The 19,112-nt window shown below is 58.1% G+C and carries 12 protein-coding genes; all 12 read left to right on the top strand.

Annotated elements, in window-relative coordinates:
• The first annotated feature begins 496 nt into the window (after window positions 1-496).
• The 12 genes from rppH to recD all read left to right on the top strand — a co-directional run bounded on the left by rppH (window position 497) and on the right by recD (window position 19,071).
• Window positions 497-1,024, top strand: a complete 528-nt coding sequence (gene rppH / locus AC6I8D_RS15945; RefSeq protein ID WP_031376193.1) for an RNA pyrophosphohydrolase — start codon at window positions 497-499, stop codon at window positions 1,022-1,024.
• A gap of 12 nt (window positions 1,025-1,036) precedes the next feature.
• Window positions 1,037-3,283 (top strand): phosphoenolpyruvate--protein phosphotransferase, encoded by a 2,247-nt coding sequence (gene ptsP, locus AC6I8D_RS15940; protein WP_497820456.1) that lies wholly within the window; start codon window positions 1,037-1,039, stop codon window positions 3,281-3,283.
• Between the two features lie 388 nt (window positions 3,284-3,671).
• Window positions 3,672-4,553, top strand: coding sequence for a prolipoprotein diacylglyceryl transferase (gene lgt, locus AC6I8D_RS15935; protein WP_312056045.1), 882 nt, complete (start codon window positions 3,672-3,674; stop codon window positions 4,551-4,553).
• The gene (thyA, locus tag AC6I8D_RS15930; protein ID WP_069728874.1) at window positions 4,550-5,344 is read left to right on the top strand and encodes a thymidylate synthase; all 795 of its coding nucleotides are present in this window, start codon (window positions 4,550-4,552) and stop codon (window positions 5,342-5,344) included. The genes lgt and thyA overlap by 4 nt, the downstream gene beginning before the upstream one ends.
• A gap of 190 nt (window positions 5,345-5,534) precedes the next feature.
• On the top strand, window positions 5,535-6,005 hold the full coding sequence (locus AC6I8D_RS15925; protein ID WP_312056032.1) for a prepilin-type N-terminal cleavage/methylation domain-containing protein: 471 nt from the start codon (window positions 5,535-5,537) through the stop codon (window positions 6,003-6,005).
• Window positions 6,002-6,529: a prepilin peptidase-dependent protein gene (locus AC6I8D_RS15920; protein WP_312758424.1), complete on the top strand. Its 528-nt coding sequence runs from the start codon at window positions 6,002-6,004 to the stop codon at window positions 6,527-6,529. The genes AC6I8D_RS15925 and AC6I8D_RS15920 overlap by 4 nt, the downstream gene beginning before the upstream one ends.
• Window positions 6,526-6,930, top strand: a complete 405-nt coding sequence (locus AC6I8D_RS15915; protein ID WP_312758422.1) for a DUF2509 family protein — start codon at window positions 6,526-6,528, stop codon at window positions 6,928-6,930. Before AC6I8D_RS15920 ends, AC6I8D_RS15915 begins: the two co-directional genes overlap by 4 nt.
• Window positions 6,905-7,216 carry a prepilin-type N-terminal cleavage/methylation domain-containing protein gene (locus AC6I8D_RS15910; protein WP_312056035.1) on the top strand — a complete coding sequence of 104 codons (312 nt, stop codon included), beginning with the start codon at window positions 6,905-6,907 and terminating at the stop codon, window positions 7,214-7,216. The genes AC6I8D_RS15915 and AC6I8D_RS15910 overlap by 26 nt, the downstream gene beginning before the upstream one ends.
• 103 nt (window positions 7,217-7,319) lie before the next feature.
• The gene (gene recC / locus AC6I8D_RS15905; RefSeq protein WP_497820455.1) at window positions 7,320-10,697 is read left to right on the top strand and encodes an exodeoxyribonuclease V subunit gamma; all 3,378 of its coding nucleotides are present in this window, start codon (window positions 7,320-7,322) and stop codon (window positions 10,695-10,697) included.
• A 108-nt stretch (window positions 10,698-10,805) separates the two neighbouring features.
• Entirely contained in the window at window positions 10,806-13,697 is a 2,892-nt protein-coding gene (gene ptrA / locus AC6I8D_RS15900; RefSeq protein ID WP_497820454.1) for a pitrilysin, read from the top strand.
• Complete coding sequence (recB, locus tag AC6I8D_RS15895; RefSeq protein ID WP_497820453.1) at window positions 13,694-17,233, top strand: exodeoxyribonuclease V subunit beta; 3,540 nt, start codon at window positions 13,694-13,696, stop codon at window positions 17,231-17,233. The genes ptrA and recB overlap by 4 nt, the downstream gene beginning before the upstream one ends.
• The gene (gene recD / locus AC6I8D_RS15890) at window positions 17,230-19,071 is read left to right on the top strand and encodes an exodeoxyribonuclease V subunit alpha (RefSeq protein ID WP_497820452.1); all 1,842 of its coding nucleotides are present in this window, start codon (window positions 17,230-17,232) and stop codon (window positions 19,069-19,071) included. Before recB ends, recD begins: the two co-directional genes overlap by 4 nt.
• Window positions 19,072-19,112 lie beyond the last annotated feature (41 nt).

Here is a 19,112-nt window from a genome sequence, read left to right as displayed (position 1 = left end):
GGGTTATCCACAGAAAAATGGGATAACCGGCCTGACTGTGCGGTACTGGTTCCATTTACAGCCTTGACTTTCGCACTTTTGGGCATAATTTGCCCGCTCTGGCCTAAGGCTGAGCGATTCGTTGTGGATAAGATGCTGGCTGGTTAAAATTCGCTCAACTGTAAGGGGGGAACAGTTTTATCGGTCGATTAGCCGAGCCGGGATTTATCAGTTAGCTTGTTTTCATTATAATAATCATGATGATAATAAATTTTCCTTTTTTGGTATCACAGACGCATCCCGCAAGGTTATTCAGTTAACTCCCGCGTTCTGCACAAAGCTATCCACAGAAAAGGTGAATAAGATCGACTTTTCTGGCTGCGATTGTTTATAACTAGCGGCTTCTCTGTGAGTTATCCCGAAGTTTTGCGCTTAACACCCCGTGAATCCAGTGGTTTACCGCCTGTAAGGAGTGTGAAACAATCAGGCTATTCAAATTTAGCTTTGAGGTAGTCCGGTGATCGATGATGATGGCTACCGCCCGAATGTTGGTATCGTAATTTGTAACAGGCAGGGACAAGTGTTATGGGCCAGGCGCTTTGGACAGCACTCCTGGCAATTTCCTCAGGGAGGCATCAATCCCGGTGAAACCGCTGAACAGGCGATGTATCGCGAACTGTTCGAAGAAGTAGGGTTACACCGTAAAGATGTTCGAATACTTGCATCTACCCGTAACTGGTTGCGCTACAAGTTGCCAAAACGTTTGGTGCGTTGGGACACAAAGCCGGTATGTATCGGCCAGAAACAAAAGTGGTTTCTTCTGCAGTTAATGTCTAATGACGCGGATATCAATGTGCAGCACAGCAGCACGCCTGAGTTCGACGGCTGGCGCTGGGTGAGCTTCTGGTATCCGGTGCGTCAGGTTGTCTCCTTCAAGCGCGACGTCTATCGTCGGGTAATGAAGGAATTCGCTGGCGTGGTGATGTCTATGCAGGAGAGTGCGGGGCAGCGAAACAATCCTGCCCATCGACGTAAGAGAGGATAGGCCACGCCCTTTATGCTCACTCAGTTGCGCGAAATTGTAGAAAAAGTGGCGAGTGCGCCGCGTCTGAATGAAGCACTCGACATTCTGGTCAATGAGATCTGTCTGGCGATGGAAACGGAAGTCTGTTCCGTTTACCTCGCCGATCACGATCGTCGCTGCTATTACCTGATGGCGACGCGCGGACTGAAAAAGCCGCGCGGCCGCACCGTGACGCTGGCGTTTGACGAAGGCATTGTCGGGTTAGTCGGCCGTCTGGCCGAGCCGATCAACCTTGCTGACGCGCAGAGTCACCCCAGCTTTAAATATATCCCCGCAGTTAAAGAGGAGCGCTACCGCTCCTTCCTCGGCGTGCCTGTTATCAGCCGTCGCCAGTTGCTTGGCGTGCTGGTGGTTCAGCAGCGTGAACATCGCCAGTTCGACGAGAGTGAAGAATCGTTTCTGGTGACGCTGGCTACCCAGATGGCGGCGCTGCTGTCGCAATCGCAGATGGGCCAGCTGTTTGGCCAGTTCCGACAGACCCGGGTGCGCGCGATTGCGGCAGCACCGGGTGTGGCGGTGGCGCCGGGCTGGGTCGATGAGACGCAGCCGCTGCTCGATCAGGTTTCCGCCGCGTCCACGCTGGACGTTCAGCGCGAACGTGAACGCCTGTCGCTCGCCATGAGCGAGGCCGCCAGTGAGTTCCGCCGCTTCAGTAAACGATTTAGCGCCAGCGTGCAGAAAGAGAGCGCGGCGATCTTCGACCTTTACTCGCATCTGTTAACCGATGCCCGGCTGAAAAAAGATCTGTTCGATGAGATCGAACGCGGATCGGTGGCGGAGTGGGCGGTTAAACAGGTAATCGAGAAGTTTGCCGAACAGTTCGCCCGGCTGACCGACAGCTATCTGCGCGAACGCGCAGGCGATCTGCGGGTGCTCGGTCAGCGGCTGCTATTTCACCTTGATGATTCGCTGGTGGGCACCAATGCCTGGCCGGAGCGCTTCGTGCTGGTGGCCGATGAGCTGACCGCCACCTCGCTGGCTGAACTGCCGCACGAACGGCTGGCTGGGGTAGTGGTGCGCGATGGCGCGGCCAACTCCCACGCGGCGATCCTGACGCGCGCTATGGGTATCCCGACGGTGATGGGCGCCGATATTCTGCCGCATCAGCTGAATAAACGGCTGCTGATCGTCGATGGTTACCGTGGCGAGCTGTTAATCGATCCCGAACCGGTGCTGGTGCAGGAGTATCAGCGTCTGATCAGCGAAGAAAATGCGCTGAGCAAGATGGCGGAAGGGGTCGTCGATCAACCAGGTGAGCTGAAAAGCGGCGAGCGCATACAGGTGATGCTCAATGCCGGTTTAAGTCCGGAGCATGAACAGGCGCTGGGCAGTTGGGTTGACGGCATCGGTCTTTATCGTACCGAAATTCCCTTCATGCTGCAGAATGGCTTCCCGTCAGAAGAGGAGCAGGTGGCGCAGTATCAGGGCATGTTGCAGCTGTTTCACAACAAGCCCGTCACGCTGCGCACCCTCGATGTCGGGGCAGATAAACAGCTGCCCTACATGCCGATCAGTGAAGAAAATCCCTGTCTGGGCTGGCGCGGCATCCGCCTGACGCTTGACCAGCCGGAAATTTTTCTGGTGCAGGTCCGGGCGATGCTGCGGGCGAATGCGGCATCCGGCAATCTCAGTATTCTGCTGCCGATGATCAGTCATATTGATGAAATCGACGAAGCGAAACGGCTGATCGACCGCGCCGGTCGTGAAGTAGAAGAGATGCTGGGCTATGCCATCCCCGCGCCGCGCATTGGCATCATGATCGAAGTGCCGTCGATGCTATTTATGATCCCGCATCTGGCGTCGCGCGTAGACTTTGTTTCAGTCGGCACCAACGATCTGACCCAGTATCTGCTGGCGGTGGACCGCAATAACACCCGCGTGGCCAATCTTTACGACTCGCTGCACCCGGCGATGCTGCGCGCGCTGCACGCCATCGCCCACGAAGCCCGTCTGGCCAATCTGGAACTCTGCCTGTGTGGTGAAATGGCGGGCGATCCGATGTGCGTCGCGCTCCTGGTGGGCATGGGTTATCACCATCTCAGCATGAACGGTAAAAACGTGCCGCGGGTAAAATACCTGCTGCGCCATCTGGATCATGAAGAAGCGCAAAAGTTGAGTGAGCAGGGAATGAATGCGCATACCGCCACCGAGGTGCGTCATCTGGTTTCGACCTTTATGGAGCGTCGTGGACTGGGCGGATTAATCCGCGGCGGTCGCTAAGCGCCACTTCAGGCTATTTTATTTGCCATTCTGCTCATGGGCAGTGCTCACCATCCTCACGTACCGCGTGTACGCTCCGGTTGTTGCGCGCTGTCCGTGACCAGACTGGCTGCAACAATATACGCCTGAAGGGCCAGACTATTTTATTTGCCATTCTGCTCCTGGGCAGTGCTCACAATCCTCACGTACCGCGTGTACGCTCCGGTTGTTGCGCGCTGTCCGTGACCAGACTGGCTGCAACAATATACGCCTGAAGGGTCAGACTCTGGGCGTTATCCGCGTTTACATTTGCGGGACAATTCACAAAACCGGCTGTGCTATGATGCGCAGCCTTAATTTATGTGCCTGACAACGCCCCTTTTCAGGGCTGAAAAATAGACGGTGAATGATGAATAACGGCTATATTGCATTTCCGCAGTTCGATCCGGTGATCTTCTCAATCGGGCCGGTTTCGCTGCACTGGTACGGTCTGATGTATCTGGTAGGTTTCGTTTTCGCCATGTGGCTGGCGGTGCGCCGTGCCAATAAGCCCGGCAGCGGCTGGAAAAAAGAGGAAGTGGAAAACCTGCTGTATGCCGGTTTCCTCGGGGTGTTCCTGGGCGGGCGTATTGGTTACGTGCTGTTCTACAATTTACCGCTGTTCCTCGAAAATCCGCTCTATCTGTTCAAAGTCTGGGATGGCGGCATGTCGTTCCACGGTGGCCTGATCGGGGTGATTGTGGTGATGCTGGTGTTCGCTCGCCGTACCAAACGCAACTTCTTCCAGGTAGCTGATTTCATCGCGCCTCTGATCCCGTTTGGTCTGGGTGCGGGCCGTCTCGGCAACTTCATTAATGGCGAGCTGTGGGGCCGTGTCGATCCGGGCTTCCCGTTTGCCATGCTGTTCCCTGGCTCACGCAGCGAAGATGTGGCGCTGGCCGCCACCAACCCACAGTATCAGGCGCTGCTCAACACCTACGGCGTCCTGCCGCGTCATCCTTCACAGCTTTATGAACTGATTCTGGAAGGGGTGGTGCTGTTTATCATCCTCAACCTGTTTATCCGTAAGCCGCGCCCGATGGGCAGCGTCTCTGGCCTGTTCCTGATCGGCTACGGTGCATTCCGTATTATCGTCGAGTTCTTCCGCCAGCCGGATGCCCAGCTAGGCCTGTTTGAAGGCGGGATCAGTATGGGGCAGATTCTCTCCGTTCCGATGATTATCGCCGGTATTGCCATGATGATTTGGGCCTATCGTCGTCGTCCACAGCCACAATTTCGCGAGGAAAAATGAAACAGTATCTGGACCTGATGCAACATGTGCTGAATGAAGGCACGCCAAAAGCTGACCGCACCGGTACCGGCACGCTTTCAATTTTTGGTCACCAGATGCGTTTCAATCTGCAGGAAGGTTTTCCTCTGGTCACCACTAAAAAATGCCACATCCGTTCGATCATTCATGAACTGCTGTGGTTCCTGAAAGGTGACACTAACATTGGTTATCTGAAGGAAAATAACGTTTCTATCTGGGATGAGTGGGCGGATGAACAGGGCGATCTTGGCCCGGTTTATGGCAAACAGTGGCGCAGCTGGGGCACGGCCAGCGGCGAGCAGATCGACCAGATCAGCAAGGTGATCGCGCAGCTGAAAAGCGACCCCGACTCACGCCGGATTATCGTTTCAGCCTGGAACGTCGGTGAACTGGATCAGATGGCGCTGGCACCGTGCCACGCGTTTTTCCAGTTCTATGTGGCTGACGGCAAACTCTCCTGCCAGCTTTACCAGCGCTCCTGCGATATCTTCCTCGGCCTGCCGTTTAATATTGCCAGCTACGCGCTGCTGGTACACATGGTGGCGCAGCAGTGCGACCTGCAGGTCGGCGACTTTGTCTGGACCGGCGGCGATACCCATCTCTACAGTAATCATCTGGAGCAGGCACGCCTGCAGCTGACCCGTGAGCCGCGACCGTTGCCGAAGCTGGTGATCAAGCGCAAGCCCGCCTCGCTGTTTGACTACCAGTTTGATGACTTCGAAATTGAAGGTTACGATCCGCATCCGGCGATCAAAGCGCCTGTCGCAATCTGATGCCTGCTGTGAAAAGCCCCGGCGCTGCCCTGCACGCCGGGGCTTTTTTTTAGCTAGCTGCGGCAAAATATGCGGCATGGCTCGCAGCGTCATGCCAGTAAATGTCGGATGATCGCCTTCTTTGTGACCCCTTTTCCAGCCGTATAACAACCCGCTTGTCCCCGCTTTATCCACCCGTCACGCTAGCCCGATGAAAACACACTTGTTACGCGGCTTTACCCTGCCGGAACTGCTGGTGGTGATGGTGATTGCCGGAATACTGAGCCTTGGCGCTCTTCATGGCTGGCAGCGCTGGCAGCAACGGCAGCAGCTACGCGACACCGCTCAGCAACTGCAGGGGTTTCTGTTGCGGCTCCGTGCGCAGGCTTACCGGCAAAATCGCGACCTGGTCCTGTGGGCACGGCCGGGAAAGCCCTGGTGTATTGGCGGCGGCAGTCTGCCGATCGGCGGGTGTCAGGCCGGAAAGCGCCTGCATTTTATCGCACCCTATGCTGGGGTGAGGTTATACGCGCTGCGCGGTGAGCCGGGCTTTTACGGCCGTCGCAACGTCGCCCGGGCGGGCAGTATTGAACTGGAGAATGAGGCTGGAGGGCTGCGGCTGATCATTTCCACCCGCGCGCGCATCCGCTTTTGTTTTACCGACGCCGGGGCCTGCCGTTGAAAACCGCCGGCTTCAGCCTGCTGGAAATGCTGATGGCGATGGCGATCGGCGCAGTCCTGATGGTCAGCGCCGGACGTTTTTTACCGCTGCTGCTGGGCGAGAATGTCGGGATGCTGCAACGGGCACAGTTGCGTCAGGAGCTGCAGCAGATCATCGCCACGCTGGAAAAGGCAGTGCGACGCGCAGGCTATTGCCACGGTGAGTGCGGCAACGGCGCGCTGACCCTCAGTGAGAACTGCCTGTTACTGCGCTGGGATGAAAACAGCAACGGTCAGTGGGACGGGGTTAACCGGCCGGACAGCGATTACTACGGTTATCGCCTGCGGTTGCAGCAAATGGAGATGCAGCGCGGGGTTAATGACTGTCGCGCGGGCGGCTGGGAACGGCTTTCCGATCCGGCTTTCCTGACGCTGGAGCAGTTCAGCGTAACCCGCCAGCAGAGGCAGATCCACCTGCGGCTGCAGGGACGGGCCGGGCGCTGGCTGGAAACGGTAGAAAGCTGGGTGGAGGCTGAAAACCTGTGAAGCAGCAAGGCAGCAGTACGCTGGGGATGGTGTTGATGCTGTTAGTGATCGGCAGCCTCACGCTGCACGCCAGCCGGAAAATGTTAGAACAGGGGATGCTGCTGCTGGCTGATGAGCAGCAGTTTATTCAGGATTTCTGGCGGGCGCAGTCGGCGCTGCAGTGGGGCCTGGCCCTTAGCTGGCCAGCGGGCGAAACGGTTCGTTGCCAGCATGACGAACGCCAGGGATGGCGCAGTTGCTTACAGCGAGGTGAAGATGGAGAAGGTCTGCTTAAAGGTGAAGCCAGTGACAGTGGAACGGCGGTATGGCAATGGGTCACTATCCAGCAGAGCCGTATCCGGCCGCTACCGCACGGCTGGCTCGACTACTGCCCGCATGCCAGAGTGGACGACTGCCTGTGAGACAGCAGGATTCAGCCTGCCAGAAGCGTTATTTGCTCTGCTGTTAATGGCATTAAGCAGCAGCGCCCTGTTGCAGTATCATCGCGCGCTCACGCTCGGATTCAGCCAGCAGTGGAATCAGCGTGAGGCGTGGCGGGTGGCGGAACAGCGGCTGATCGGGCATGAGACACCCGGCTGGCGCGCTACCCTGCAAACCCGGAGCGGCCCGGCGGGCTGCCGACTGGAACGCGCCGACGTGCTGGGGCCGCAGCAGCGCAGCGCCAGCCTGACGCGATTACGCTGTTAAACCACCCGACTGACGCCCTTTTTATGGGCTTCAACCGCGATACGCGGTAGAGTTACCGGGCCGCAATACCGCAGTAATGTTATGAGTCACCACAGGAGTTTTCATGTTTCACGTTTATCACTCTAATCAGCTTGATGTGCTGAAGATTCTGGCGGCTGCGGTGATTAAACATGATCCTCTGGATGATCCTTTCGCCTCTGAAATGGTGCTGGTGCAAAGTCCGGGTATGGCGCAATGGCTACAAATGGAGCTGGCGCAGACCTTTGGTATCGCAGCTAACATTGAATTCCCGCTGCCGGCCAGTTTTATCTGGGAGATGTTCGTCCGGGTGCTGCCTGATATTCCGGTCGAGAGTGCCTTCAGCAAAGCCAGCATGAGCTGGAAGCTGATGCATCGGTTGCCGGTGATGCTGGAGCATGAGGAGTTTATCTCGCTGCGTCACTATCTGCACGACGATGGCGATAAGCGAAAACTGTTCCAGCTGAGCTCACGAGTGGCGGATCTGTTTGACCAGTATCTGGTTTATCGCGCCGACTGGCTCAACAGCTGGGAGCGCGGTGAAACCATTGACGGGCTGGGCGAGGCGCAGCGCTGGCAGGCGGCGCTGTGGCGCGATCTGGTCAGTTATACCGAAACGCTGCGTCAGCCAAAATGGCACCGCGCCAATCTCTATGCGCGATTTATCCAGACGCTGGAGCAGGCGCAACACACGCCGGAAAATCTGCCGAAACGGGTCTTCATCTGCGGCATCTCCGCGCTGCCGCCGGTCTATTTACAGGCGTTGCAGGCGCTGGGCCGCCACATAGATATTCATTTGCTGTTTACCAACCCCTGCCGCGATTACTGGGGCGATATTCAGGATTATGCCTTTCTGGCTAAGCTGCAAAGCCGCCAGCGTCGGCGTCATGGCGCGGATGAGCCGCGCGGATTGTTCCGCGATGTGGCACAGGCGCCCGCGTTATTCAATGATGCCGGCGAACAGCAGCTGACCAATCCACTGCTCGCCTCATGGGGCAAACTGGGACGCGACAATTTGTTTCTGCTTAGCCAGATGGAGGCCAATGACGACATTGACGCCTTTGTCGAGGTGGAAGAAGACAATCTGCTGCACTGCCTGCAGTCCGATCTGCTTAACCTGCAGGACAACGCCGTGATCGGACTCGACGCTGCGGAACTGGCGCACAGCGATCAGAAACGCCGGCTCGATCCGCAGGATCGTTCGGTGGCGGTGCAGGTCTGCCACAGTGCTCAGCGTGAAGTCGAAGTGTTACAGGATCATCTGTTAGCGCTGATGGAGGCTGACCCGACGCTGAAAGCGCGTGACATTATTGTCATGGTGGCCGATATCGACGCCTATGCACCGTTTATTCAGGCGGTTTTCGCCAATGCCTCGGCAGATCGTTATCTACCCTTTGCCATTTCGGACCGCCGCGCCAGTCAGGCGCATCCGGCAATTGTGGCATTCCTGCATTTGCTGGCGCTGCCGGACAGTCGGTTTGTCTCGGAGGATGTGCTGGCGCTGCTGGATGTGCCGGCGCTGGCCAGCCATTTCGCCATTGATGAAAGCGGGCTGCGCCTGTTGCGGCGCTGGGTCAGTGAATCGGGCGTGCGCTGGGGGCTGGATGACGCCAGCGTAGAAGCTTTATCATTGCCGATTACCGGTCAGCATACCTGGCGTTTTGGTCTGCAACGCATGCTGCTGGGCTACGCGATGGAGAGCCACAACGGGGACTGGGAAGGGATTCTGCCGTACGATGAATCGAGCGGCCTGGTGGGTGAACTGGCTGGCCATCTGGCGGAGCTGTTGTCGCGGCTTAACCACTGGCGGCAACTGCTGGCCGAGCCGCGGCCACTGCAGGCGTGGCTGCCGCTATGCCGGGAATTGCTGAACGCATTTTTCAGCCTCGATGCCGAAACCGAAGCGGCGCTGCTGCTGGTGGAAGAGCAGTGGCAGACGCTGATCGAATATGGCATGGATGCCAGGTTTGAAGAGGCGATTCCGGTCACGCTGCTGCGTGACGATCTTCGCAGCCGGCTGGATCAGCAGCGTATCAGTCAGCGATTCCTGGCCGGGCAGATCAACTTCTGTACCCTGATGCCGATGCGTTCGATCCCGTTCAAAGTGGTCTGTTTACTGGGCATGAATGATGGCGTCTATCCGCGCACTTTAGCGCCGTTAGGTTTCGATCTAATGCAGCAGCAGTCACGCAAAGGCGATCGCAGCCGCCGTGATGATGATCGTTACCTGTTTCTTGAGGCGCTGATTTCTGCACAACAGCAGCTCTACATCAGCTATATCGGCCGGGCAATTCAGGATAATACGGAACGCTACCCGTCGGTGCTGGTCACAGAACTGCTGGATTATATCGGGCAGAGTTTTTATCTGGACGGCGATGAAGAACGCGATCTGGATGAGAGCGCTGAGCGGGTGCGGGACCATCTGCAACATCTGCACAGCCGGATGCCGTTTGCTGCCGAGAATTTCCAGCCTGCCGCCAGGCTGCAGAGCTTTGCCCGCGAATGGTTACCTGCCGCACAGGGCGCAGGCCAACCGCAACCCGATTTCGTTCAGCCGCTGGACGCGCCGTCGATTGAGGCGTTGACGCTGGAGGCGTTTCTGCGCTTCTGGCGTCATCCGGTGCGGGCGTGGTTTCATCAGCGGCTCGGGGTCAATTTCTGGCTGGAAGAGAACGAACTGCCCGACAGCGAACCGTTCGCTCTCGACAATCTGGAGCGCTATCAGATTAACGCGCAGTTGCTGAATGCGCTGGTGGAAGGAGAGGATACCCAGCGGCTCTATGCGCATCACCGTGCGGCGGGTAATCTGCCTTACGGTGCGTTTGGCGAACTGTTCTGGCAGGCGCAGCGCGACGAGATGCAGGAAGTGGCGGCAGAAGTGGTGACGCAGCGCAGTGAAGGCGAGAGCTGGGAAGTCAATCTGCAACTGGAACAGGTCAGCCTGACCGGCTGGCTCACCCAGGTGCAGGACGATGGTCTGTTGCGCTGGCGGCCTGGCGTGCTGAACATGAACGACGGGCTGCTGCTCTGGCTGGAACATCTGGTCTATTGCGCACTGGGCGGCACCGGCAGCAGCCGGATGTTTGGCCGGCAGCAGAGTCGCTGGCGCTTTCTGGCGCTAAACCCGCCAGCGGCCGTCGCGGCACTGAATGACTATGTGGCGGGCTATTTCGCCGGCATGCGTCAGCCGCTGATGCTGCTCAACAAAAGCGGCGGGGCCTGGTTAACGGCCAGCTATGACAAAAAAAGTCAGCAGCTTCTGACCGATGAAGCGACCCAGCTTAAAGCGCGTAATCGCCTGCTGACCGCGTGGTCAGGCAGTTATCAGGTCGAGGGAGAAGGCAGCGATCCCTACCTGCAACGCCTGTGCCGCGTGCTGGATGAAACACAGCTACAACAGATAACTGAGGCGGCACAACGCTGGTATTTACCGGTGCTGGCTGCACATCAGGATGATGAATAGCAGGCCAGACAGCAGATTTGCTCACTGGCCAATTACACAGAAAGTTTGCTCTGCTTTGAGCCGCGGTGTCAGGCACCGCCGGTTTATTGGGTAACGTAAGGGGTTTACATGCGGACATACGCACGCTGGTTTGCGGCGCTTCTGATAGGCCTGGTGGCTTGTGCTGCCATGGCGCAGACCGAATCGGGCTGGCAGCCGATTAACGACATCATTCGCAAGAGTGAACACGATCCCCGTCAGTATCAGGCTATCCGGCTCGACAATGGCATGACGGTATTACTGGTTTCCGATCCGGTTGCCCCCAAATCGCTGGCGGCGCTGACCTTACCGATTGGCTCACTGGACGATCCTGACCAGCAGCTCGGTCTGGCGCACTATCTGGAGCATATGGTGCTGATGGGATCAACCCATTATCCGCAGCCGGACAATCTGGCGGAGTTCCTGAAAAAGCACGGCGGCAGCCACAATGCCAGTACCGCCTCTTACCGCACCGCCTTTTATCTGGAAGTGGAAAATGCTTCGCTGGAGCCGGCGGTGGATCGTCTGGCAGATGCGGTTGCCGCGCCGCTACTCGATCCGGTCAACGCCGATCGGGAACGCCATGCGGTCAACGCTGAACTGACGATGGCGCGCTCGCGCGACGGGTTACGCATGGCGCAGGTCGGGGCAGAAACGCTCAACCCGGCCCACCCGGCGTCGCGTTTTTCCGGCGGTAATCTCGATACGCTCAAAGACAAACCCGACAGCAAACTGCACCAGGCGCTGCTGGATTTCTACCATACCCATTACTCCGCCAATCTGATGAAAGCGGTGATCTACAGCAACAAAACTTTGCCGGAGATGGCGTCAATTGCGGCCAAAACCTTTGGTCGGGTGGCTAACCATAACGCCAGCGTACCGGCAATCAGCGCGCCGGTAGTGACGGCTGAGCAGCAGGGCATTCTGATCCATTACGTTCCGGCTCAGCCACGCAAACAGCTTAAGATTGAGTTTCGCATTGCTAATAACAGCGACCGTTTTCGCAGCAAAACCGACACCCTGATTAGCTACCTGATCAGCAACCGCAGTAAAAATACCCTGACCGACTGGCTGCAAAAACAGGGCTTAGCCGACGGGGTGAATGCCGGTGCGGACCCGATGACCGATCGTAACGGCGGCGTGTTTGCGATTACCGCCTCGCTGACCGACAAAGGGCTGGCGCAGCGTGATGAAGTGGTCGCGGCCATTTTTAGCTATATCAACCTGCTGCGTGAGCAGGCAGATGATAAGCGCTATTTCGATGAGGTCTCTCACGTACTGGCGCTCGACTTCCGCTATCCCTCAATTACCCGGGATATGGATTACATCGAATGGCTGGCAGACACCATGCTGCGGGTGCCGGTTCAGCACACGCTGGATGCGCCTTATCTGGCGGATCAGTATGATGTCGCGGCCATCAAGGCACGGCTGGATCAGATGACGCCACAGCAGGCGCGTATCTGGTATATCAGCCCGCAGGAACCGCACAATAAACAGGCGTACTTTGTTGATGCGCCGTATCAGGTTGAAAAAATTACGCCGTCGACCTTTGCCGACTGGCAACAACGCAGCAGCCAGATTGCGCTTTCGATGCCCACGCTGAATCCGTATATTCCGGATGACTTCACCCTGCTGCCGGCGGATGATAAGCACTATTCACATCCGGTCAGGCTGGAAAATGATGCCGGTATGCGTATCTACTGGATGCCCAGTCAGTTTTATGCCAGCGAGCCAAAAGCCGCGATTACCCTGGCGCTGCGTAACAAGAACGCCATCAGTGATGCGCGCCAGCAGGTACTGTTTGGCCTCAATGACTACCTCTCCAGCCTGGCGCTGGATGAGCTGAACTCGCAGGCATCGGTCGGCGGCATCAGTTTTTCAACCGGCGAAAATGAGGGGCTGGTGTTTAGCGCCAGCGGCTTTACTCAGCGCCTGCCAACCCTGCTGAAGAAGCTGGTTGAAGGCTATGCTCACTTCCAGCCGACGCAACAGCAGCTGGAGCAGGCCAAATCCTGGTATCTGGAACGGCTGGAGGCAGCGGACAAAGGTAAAGCTTTTGAACAGGCGATTCAGCCGATGCAGCTGCTGTCGCAGTTGCCCTACACTCAGCGGGAAACGCGTCGCAAGTTAGTCAGTGCTATCACACTTAATGATGTCACCACCTATCGCGATGAACTGTTCCACGCGGCAACGCCGGAAATGATGGTGGTGGGTAACCTGAGTGCGGACAGCGTGATCCAGCTGGGGCGTGAACTGAAGCAGCAGATGCAGAGCACCGGCACTGACACCTGGCGCAGTAACTATGTGACATTCGAAAAACCGCTTAAAGCTAACCTGCAACAGAAGGGCAGCAGCACCGATTCTGCCTTAGCGGCGCTCTATATACCGCTCGGCTATGGCGAATACCAGAGCATGGCGAACAGCTCGATGCTGAGTCAGATTGTGCAGCCGTGGTTCTACAACCAGCTACGCACCGAAGAGCAACTTGGCTATGCGGTGTTTGCCTTCCAGATGCCGGTAGGCCGTCAGTGGGGGATCGGTTTCCTGCTGCAGAGCAACAGCAAACAACCGGCCTGGCTGCTGCAGCGTTATCAGGCCTTCTATCCGCAGGCGGAGAAACGCCTGCGCACGATGAGTCAGGCCGATTTTGCCCAGTATCAGCAGGCGATGATCAATGATTTGCAGCAGCGTCCTCAGACGCTGGACGAGGAGGCGGATCGCTATAGCCGCGACTTTGACCGCCAGAATGACGACTTTGACACCCGCCAGAAAGTGATTGCGCAGATTAAACAGCTGACCCCTGCCAGCCTGGCTGATTTCTTCCAGCATGCGGTGATACAACACACCGGTATGGTGATGACCTCGCAGATCGCGGGCAACAGCAACGAAAAAGTGGCCTTTGCCCAGCTGCCAGGCTGGAAAACCTGGAATGAAGTAGCGCAGTTGCAGCAGTCGCTGCCGGTAAAGAGTGAGACCCAATGACGCAGTTACCTGCCGAATCCCTGAATCCCTTAACGCTGCCGCTCCGGGGTGAGCGGCTGATTGAGGCCTCAGCGGGGACCGGAAAAACCTTTACCATTGGTTTGCTCTATCTTCGCCTGCTGCTGGGATTAGGCGGCGAAAATGCTTACAGCCGTCCGCTGTCGGTTGAAGAAATTTTAGTGGTGACCTTCACCGAGGCCGCGACCGCTGAACTGCGCGGCCGTATCCGCGAGAATATCCATCAGCTGCGGCTGGCCTGTATCCGCGGTCACAGTGGCGACCCGATGCATCAGCTGCTGCTTGATCAGATCCCGGATTTAGCGCACGCCGCAGCGCAACTGCTGGCGGCCGAGCGACAGATGGATGAAGCGGCGATCTTTACTATCCACGGCTTCTGCCAGCGGATGCTCAACCTCAACGCGTTTGAATCGGGCATGCTGTTTGAGCAGGAGCTGATTGAAGATGAACAGGCGCTGCTGAAGCAGTCGACGGCTGATTTCTGGCGGCGGCAGTGCTACCCGCTGTCGCTTGACGTGGCGCGGGTGATTGCGGCGGAATGGAGCGGGCCGGACAGCCTGCTGACCACGCTGCGTCCCTGGCTACAGGGTGAATCGCCCAGCCTGAAGCGGCCGCCTGCTGCCGATGAAACGCTGGCGTCACGCCATGCTCGCAATCTGGCGCGCATTACCTCAATCAAGCAGCAGTGGCTGTCGCTCAGTGCCGATGTTGAAGGCATCATCAGCGCCTCCGGTGTCGATAAGCGCAGCTACAGCAGTAAAAATTTGCCGATCTGGGTGGCGAAAGTCACACAGTGGGCCAACAGCGAAACGCTGGATTACCAGCTGCCGAAAGAGCTGGAGCGTTTTGGTCAGCAGGTGCTGGAGGAGAAAACCAAAAAAGGTGAAGCCCCGCGTCATGCAGTGTTTGACGCCATCGATCGGTTTCTGGCGGAACCGCTGTCGCTGCGTGATGTGATCATTGCACAGGCGCTGACTGACGTGCGTGCCACTGTCCAGCGTGAGAAACGGCTGCGGGCGCTGTTAGGCTTCGATGATCTGCTGAGCAAGCTGGATGAGGCGTTGCAGCAGCCGGGCGGCATCCTGCTGGCTGAGACCATTCGGGCACGGTTCCCGGTCGCCCTGATCGATGAATTCCAGGATACCGATCCGCAGCAGTACCGCATTTTCCGCACGCTGTATATCAACCAGCCAGAACAGGCGCTGTTGCTAATCGGTGACCCTAAGCAGGCGATTTATGCCTTCCGCGGCGCGGATATTTTTACCTATCTGCGCGCGAGAAGCGAAGTTAGCGCTCACTACACGCTCGATACTAACTGGCGCTCGTCACCGGAAATGGTCGATAGCGTTAACCGGCTGTTTTCTCAGCTGGAATCGCCGTTTCTGTTCTCCGCTATTCCTTTCCTGCAGGTCAAAGCGGCGGCACCGAATCAGGCGCTGAAACTGATCTATGACGATCGGCCGCAGCCGGCGCTGCGCTTCTGGTTACAGCCCGGGGCAGGCGTCGGCAGCAGCGATTATCAGCAGTTTATGGCGCGTCAGTGTGCGGCGGATATCAGCCGCTGGCTGGTGGCCGGACAGCAGGGACGTGCCAGCTTAGGAAAGGGGGAGTCGCTGCGTCCGGTGCGTGCGTCCGATATCACCGTGCTGGTGCGCAGCCGTAACGAAGCGGGTTTAATCCGCGATGCGCTCAATGCGCTGTCGATTCCCTCGGTCTATCTCTCCAGTCGCGACAGCGTCTACACCACGCCTGAAGCGCGGGAACTGCTGTGGTTACTGCAGGCGATCCAGGCACCGGAGCAGGAGCGGCTGGTGCGCAGTGCGCTGGCGACCTCTATCTTCGCCATTGACGCCGCCACGCTCGATGCGCTGACCCAAAATGAGCGCGAGTGGGATGCGCTGGTCGAGCAGTTTGCCGTCTGGCAGCAGCTGTGGCACCAGCGTGGTGTGTTGCCGATGCTGCGCGACGTGATGATCAAGCGTCAGCTGGCTGAAAATATGCTGGCCTCCGAAAACGGTGAGCGCCGCCTGACCGATCTGATGCATCTGGGCGAACTGCTGCAGGAAGCCTCAGTACAGCTCGACAGCCCGCACGCGCTGGTGCGCTTTCTGGCCCAGCAGATTGCCCGACCCAATAGCCAGGCGGCCAGCCAGCAGCTGCGGCTGGAAAGCGATCGCCATCTGGTGCAAATCGTCACCATCCATAAATCGAAAGGGCTGCAATATCCGCTGGTCTGGCTGCCGTTTGCCGCTGGCTACCGTGAGGCGGCCAGTGCGCTTTATCACGATCGTGAAAGTTTTGCCGCCTTGCTGGATGTGCAGGGTGATGCCCAGAGCATGGAGTTGGCCGAAGAGGAGCGACTGGCGGAGGATTTGCGTCTGCTCTATGTGGCGCTGACCCGCTCGGTTTATCACTGCAGCGTCGGCATTGCGCCGTTGATCAAGGGAACGCGTAAAAAAGAGGGTGACAGCGATCTGCACAACAGCGCACTCGGTTATCTGGTGCAGCGGGGTGAAGCGGCCGATGCGCAACAGCTCAGCCAGCGGTTAGCGGCGTTAAGCGGCAACGGGATTGAGGTGATCGCTGACGACCTGCGGCCGGGTGAAGTCTGGCAGGATCGGCCGACCGGCGATCAAGCCTTAAGCAGCAGAGAAGTGACGCGCGCGCTGGCCGATGCCTGGCGGGTCACCAGTTACTCTGGCCTGCAACAACACCACAGCTCCGCACTGCTGGATGCGCTGCCGAATTTCGATATTGATGCGGCAGGCGAAGAGGAGAGCGGCGAAGAAGCGGCTCTCACGCCTCATCACTTTCCACGCGGTGCCGCACCGGGCACCTTTTTGCACGGTCTGTTTGAATCGATCGACTTTGCCGAACCGCCGGATGCGTTCTGGCTGGAAGATCAGCTGCAGCATCATGGCTATCCGCTGAGCTGGTTACCGGTGATCCAGCAGTGGATTGAGCGGGTATTGCATACGCCGCTCAATGATGACGGCCTGACGCTGTCGGCGATAAACAGCAGTGACCGGCTGATCGAGATGGAATTCTATCTGCCGATTAATAATCTGCTGACCGCTGCCGATCTTGACGATCTGCTGCGCCGTCACGACCCGCTGTCACAGCAGGCGGCAGCACTCGATTTTCGTCAGGTGCAGGGCATGCTAAAAGGCTTTATCGATCTGGTGTTCCGCTGGCAGGGAAAATATTATCTGCTCGACTACAAGTCGAACTGGCTGGGAGAGAGCCACGCCGCGTATACCCCAGAGGCGATGGCGCAGGCGATGATCGACCACCGCTACGATTTACAGTATCAGCTGTATACCCTGGCGCTGCATCGCTATCTTCAGCACCGTCTGCAGGATTATGATTATCAGCGCCACTTCGGCGGAGTGTTTTATCTGTTTTTACGCGGGATGGATGGCAGTTCGCCGGATAACGGTATTTTTGCCACCCGTCCCAGCGAAGCCTTTATTGAAGAGATTGATGCGTTGTTTGGTCACACCAGGGAGATGTCATGAGTGAAATGCTGAGCTTGCTGCTTCAGGCGGTAGAGAAGCGTCTCCTGCGGCCGTTAGATATTCAGTTTGCTCGTCTGCTGGCGGATGAGTCGCAACCGGCACGGCTGCTTGCGGCGGCCTGCGTCAGCGCGGAAGCGGGGGAAGGCCATGTCTGTCTGCCGCTGGATAACCTGAGCGAAGCGGGCCTGTTTGCGGGCCGTCAGCCCGCGCTGGCGCAGGCTTTGTGGCAGGCTGCCGGCGCGCCGGATGACTGGCCATCACTGCTGGCCGACTGGTCTGCGGTCAGTGACGGCAGCCTGGTCACCCCGCTGGTACTCAGTAATCGCCGTCTCTATCTGCATCGTCTGTGGCACAGCGAGGGCAGAGTGGCGAGCTTCTTTGCCCTGCAGGAGGTGAAATCGGCGTTTGATGCCGGGGCGGCCAGTGAGGTGCTGAATACCCTGTTCGGCAATCGTCCGGATGACTGGCAGAAAATCGCGGCCGCTGTCGCGCTGACCCGCAAGACCGCCGTTATTTCTGGCGGGCCCGGCACCGGGAAAACCACCACGGTCGCTAAGCTCCTCGCCGCGCTGATTCGGCTTAATCCTGGCAATTTACGCATTCAGTTAGCCGCGCCAACCGGCAAAGCCGCGGCGCGCCTTACCGAATCGCTTGGCAACGCGTTGCAGAATTTAGCGGTCAGCGAGGAAGAACGTCAGCGCTTTCCGACGGAAGCGACCACGCTGCATCGCCTGCTGGGCGCGCAGCCGGACACCCAGCGTCTGCGCTACCACGCCGGTAACCGGCTGCATCTCGATGTGCTGGTGGTCGATGAAGCCTCTATGGTCGATCTGTCGATGATGGCGAAGCTGATCGCCGCACTGCCGGCCCATGCTCGGGTGGTGTTTCTGGGCGATCGTGACCAGCTGGCTTCGGTCGAGGCGGGGGCGGTGCTGGGCGATATCTGTCGCTGTAGCGAAAGCGGCTATAGCCTGGCGCGCGCGGAACAGCTCGCCTTGCTGACCGGATGTTCGCTGCAGGGCAGTGACGATCGGCTGGCACCTGCGGTTCGCGACAGTATCTGCCTGCTGCAAAAAAGTTACCGTTTTGACGCTAAATCGGGCATCGGCCAGCTGGCTCAGGCGATTAACCTCGGCGATGCACAGCAGGTGAAGGCAGTGTTCGCTGCGGGCTACCAGGACCTCAGCTATCAGCCGTTAACCAGTGGCGAAGCCTATCAGGCGATGCTGGATGAGGTGGCGCAGGGCTATCAGCCTTATTTGCAGCTGATCAGGCAACAGGCGTCTCCTGCCGAAGTGCTGGCCGCCTTTGGTCGCTATCAGCTGCTGTGTGCATTACGTGACGGGCCCTTTGGCGTGCAGGGCCTTAACCAGCGGGTTGAACAGCGGCTGATGCAGCTGCAGCGAATCCGACGCCCCGCAATCGGCGGGCGCTGGTATGCCGGACGTCCGGTGATGATCACCCGTAACGACAGCGCGCTGGGGCTGTTCAATGGCGATATCGGCATTACGCTGCGTGACGAAGAGGGCAACCTGAAAGTCTTTTTCCCGCTGCCGGATGGCAGCATCAAAGCGATTCAGCCGAGCCGCTTACCCTCGCATGAAACTGCCTGGGTGATGACGGTACACAAATCGCAGGGGTCGGAGTTTGAACATACTGCGCTGGTGATGCCAACCCAGTTTCTGCCGGTATTGACCCGTGAGCTGGTTTACACCGCGATTACGCGCGCCCGTAAACTGCTGACGCTCTACAGCGATCCAGCGGTGTTTCAGCGCGCCGTTCAGCTGCAAACGCAGCGGCGTAGCGGTCTGGTTGAGCGGCTGGGCGAGGCAGGATAAATCACAGGAAAAGCGGGCCGGGCGGCATCAACCGCCCGGTC

This window comes from Pantoea sp. X-Soil-MYKO-1785, from assembly GCF_059730675.1.
Note: the sequence above shows the minus strand (reverse complement) of the source record. Positions and strands in the feature narration are given on the sequence as shown.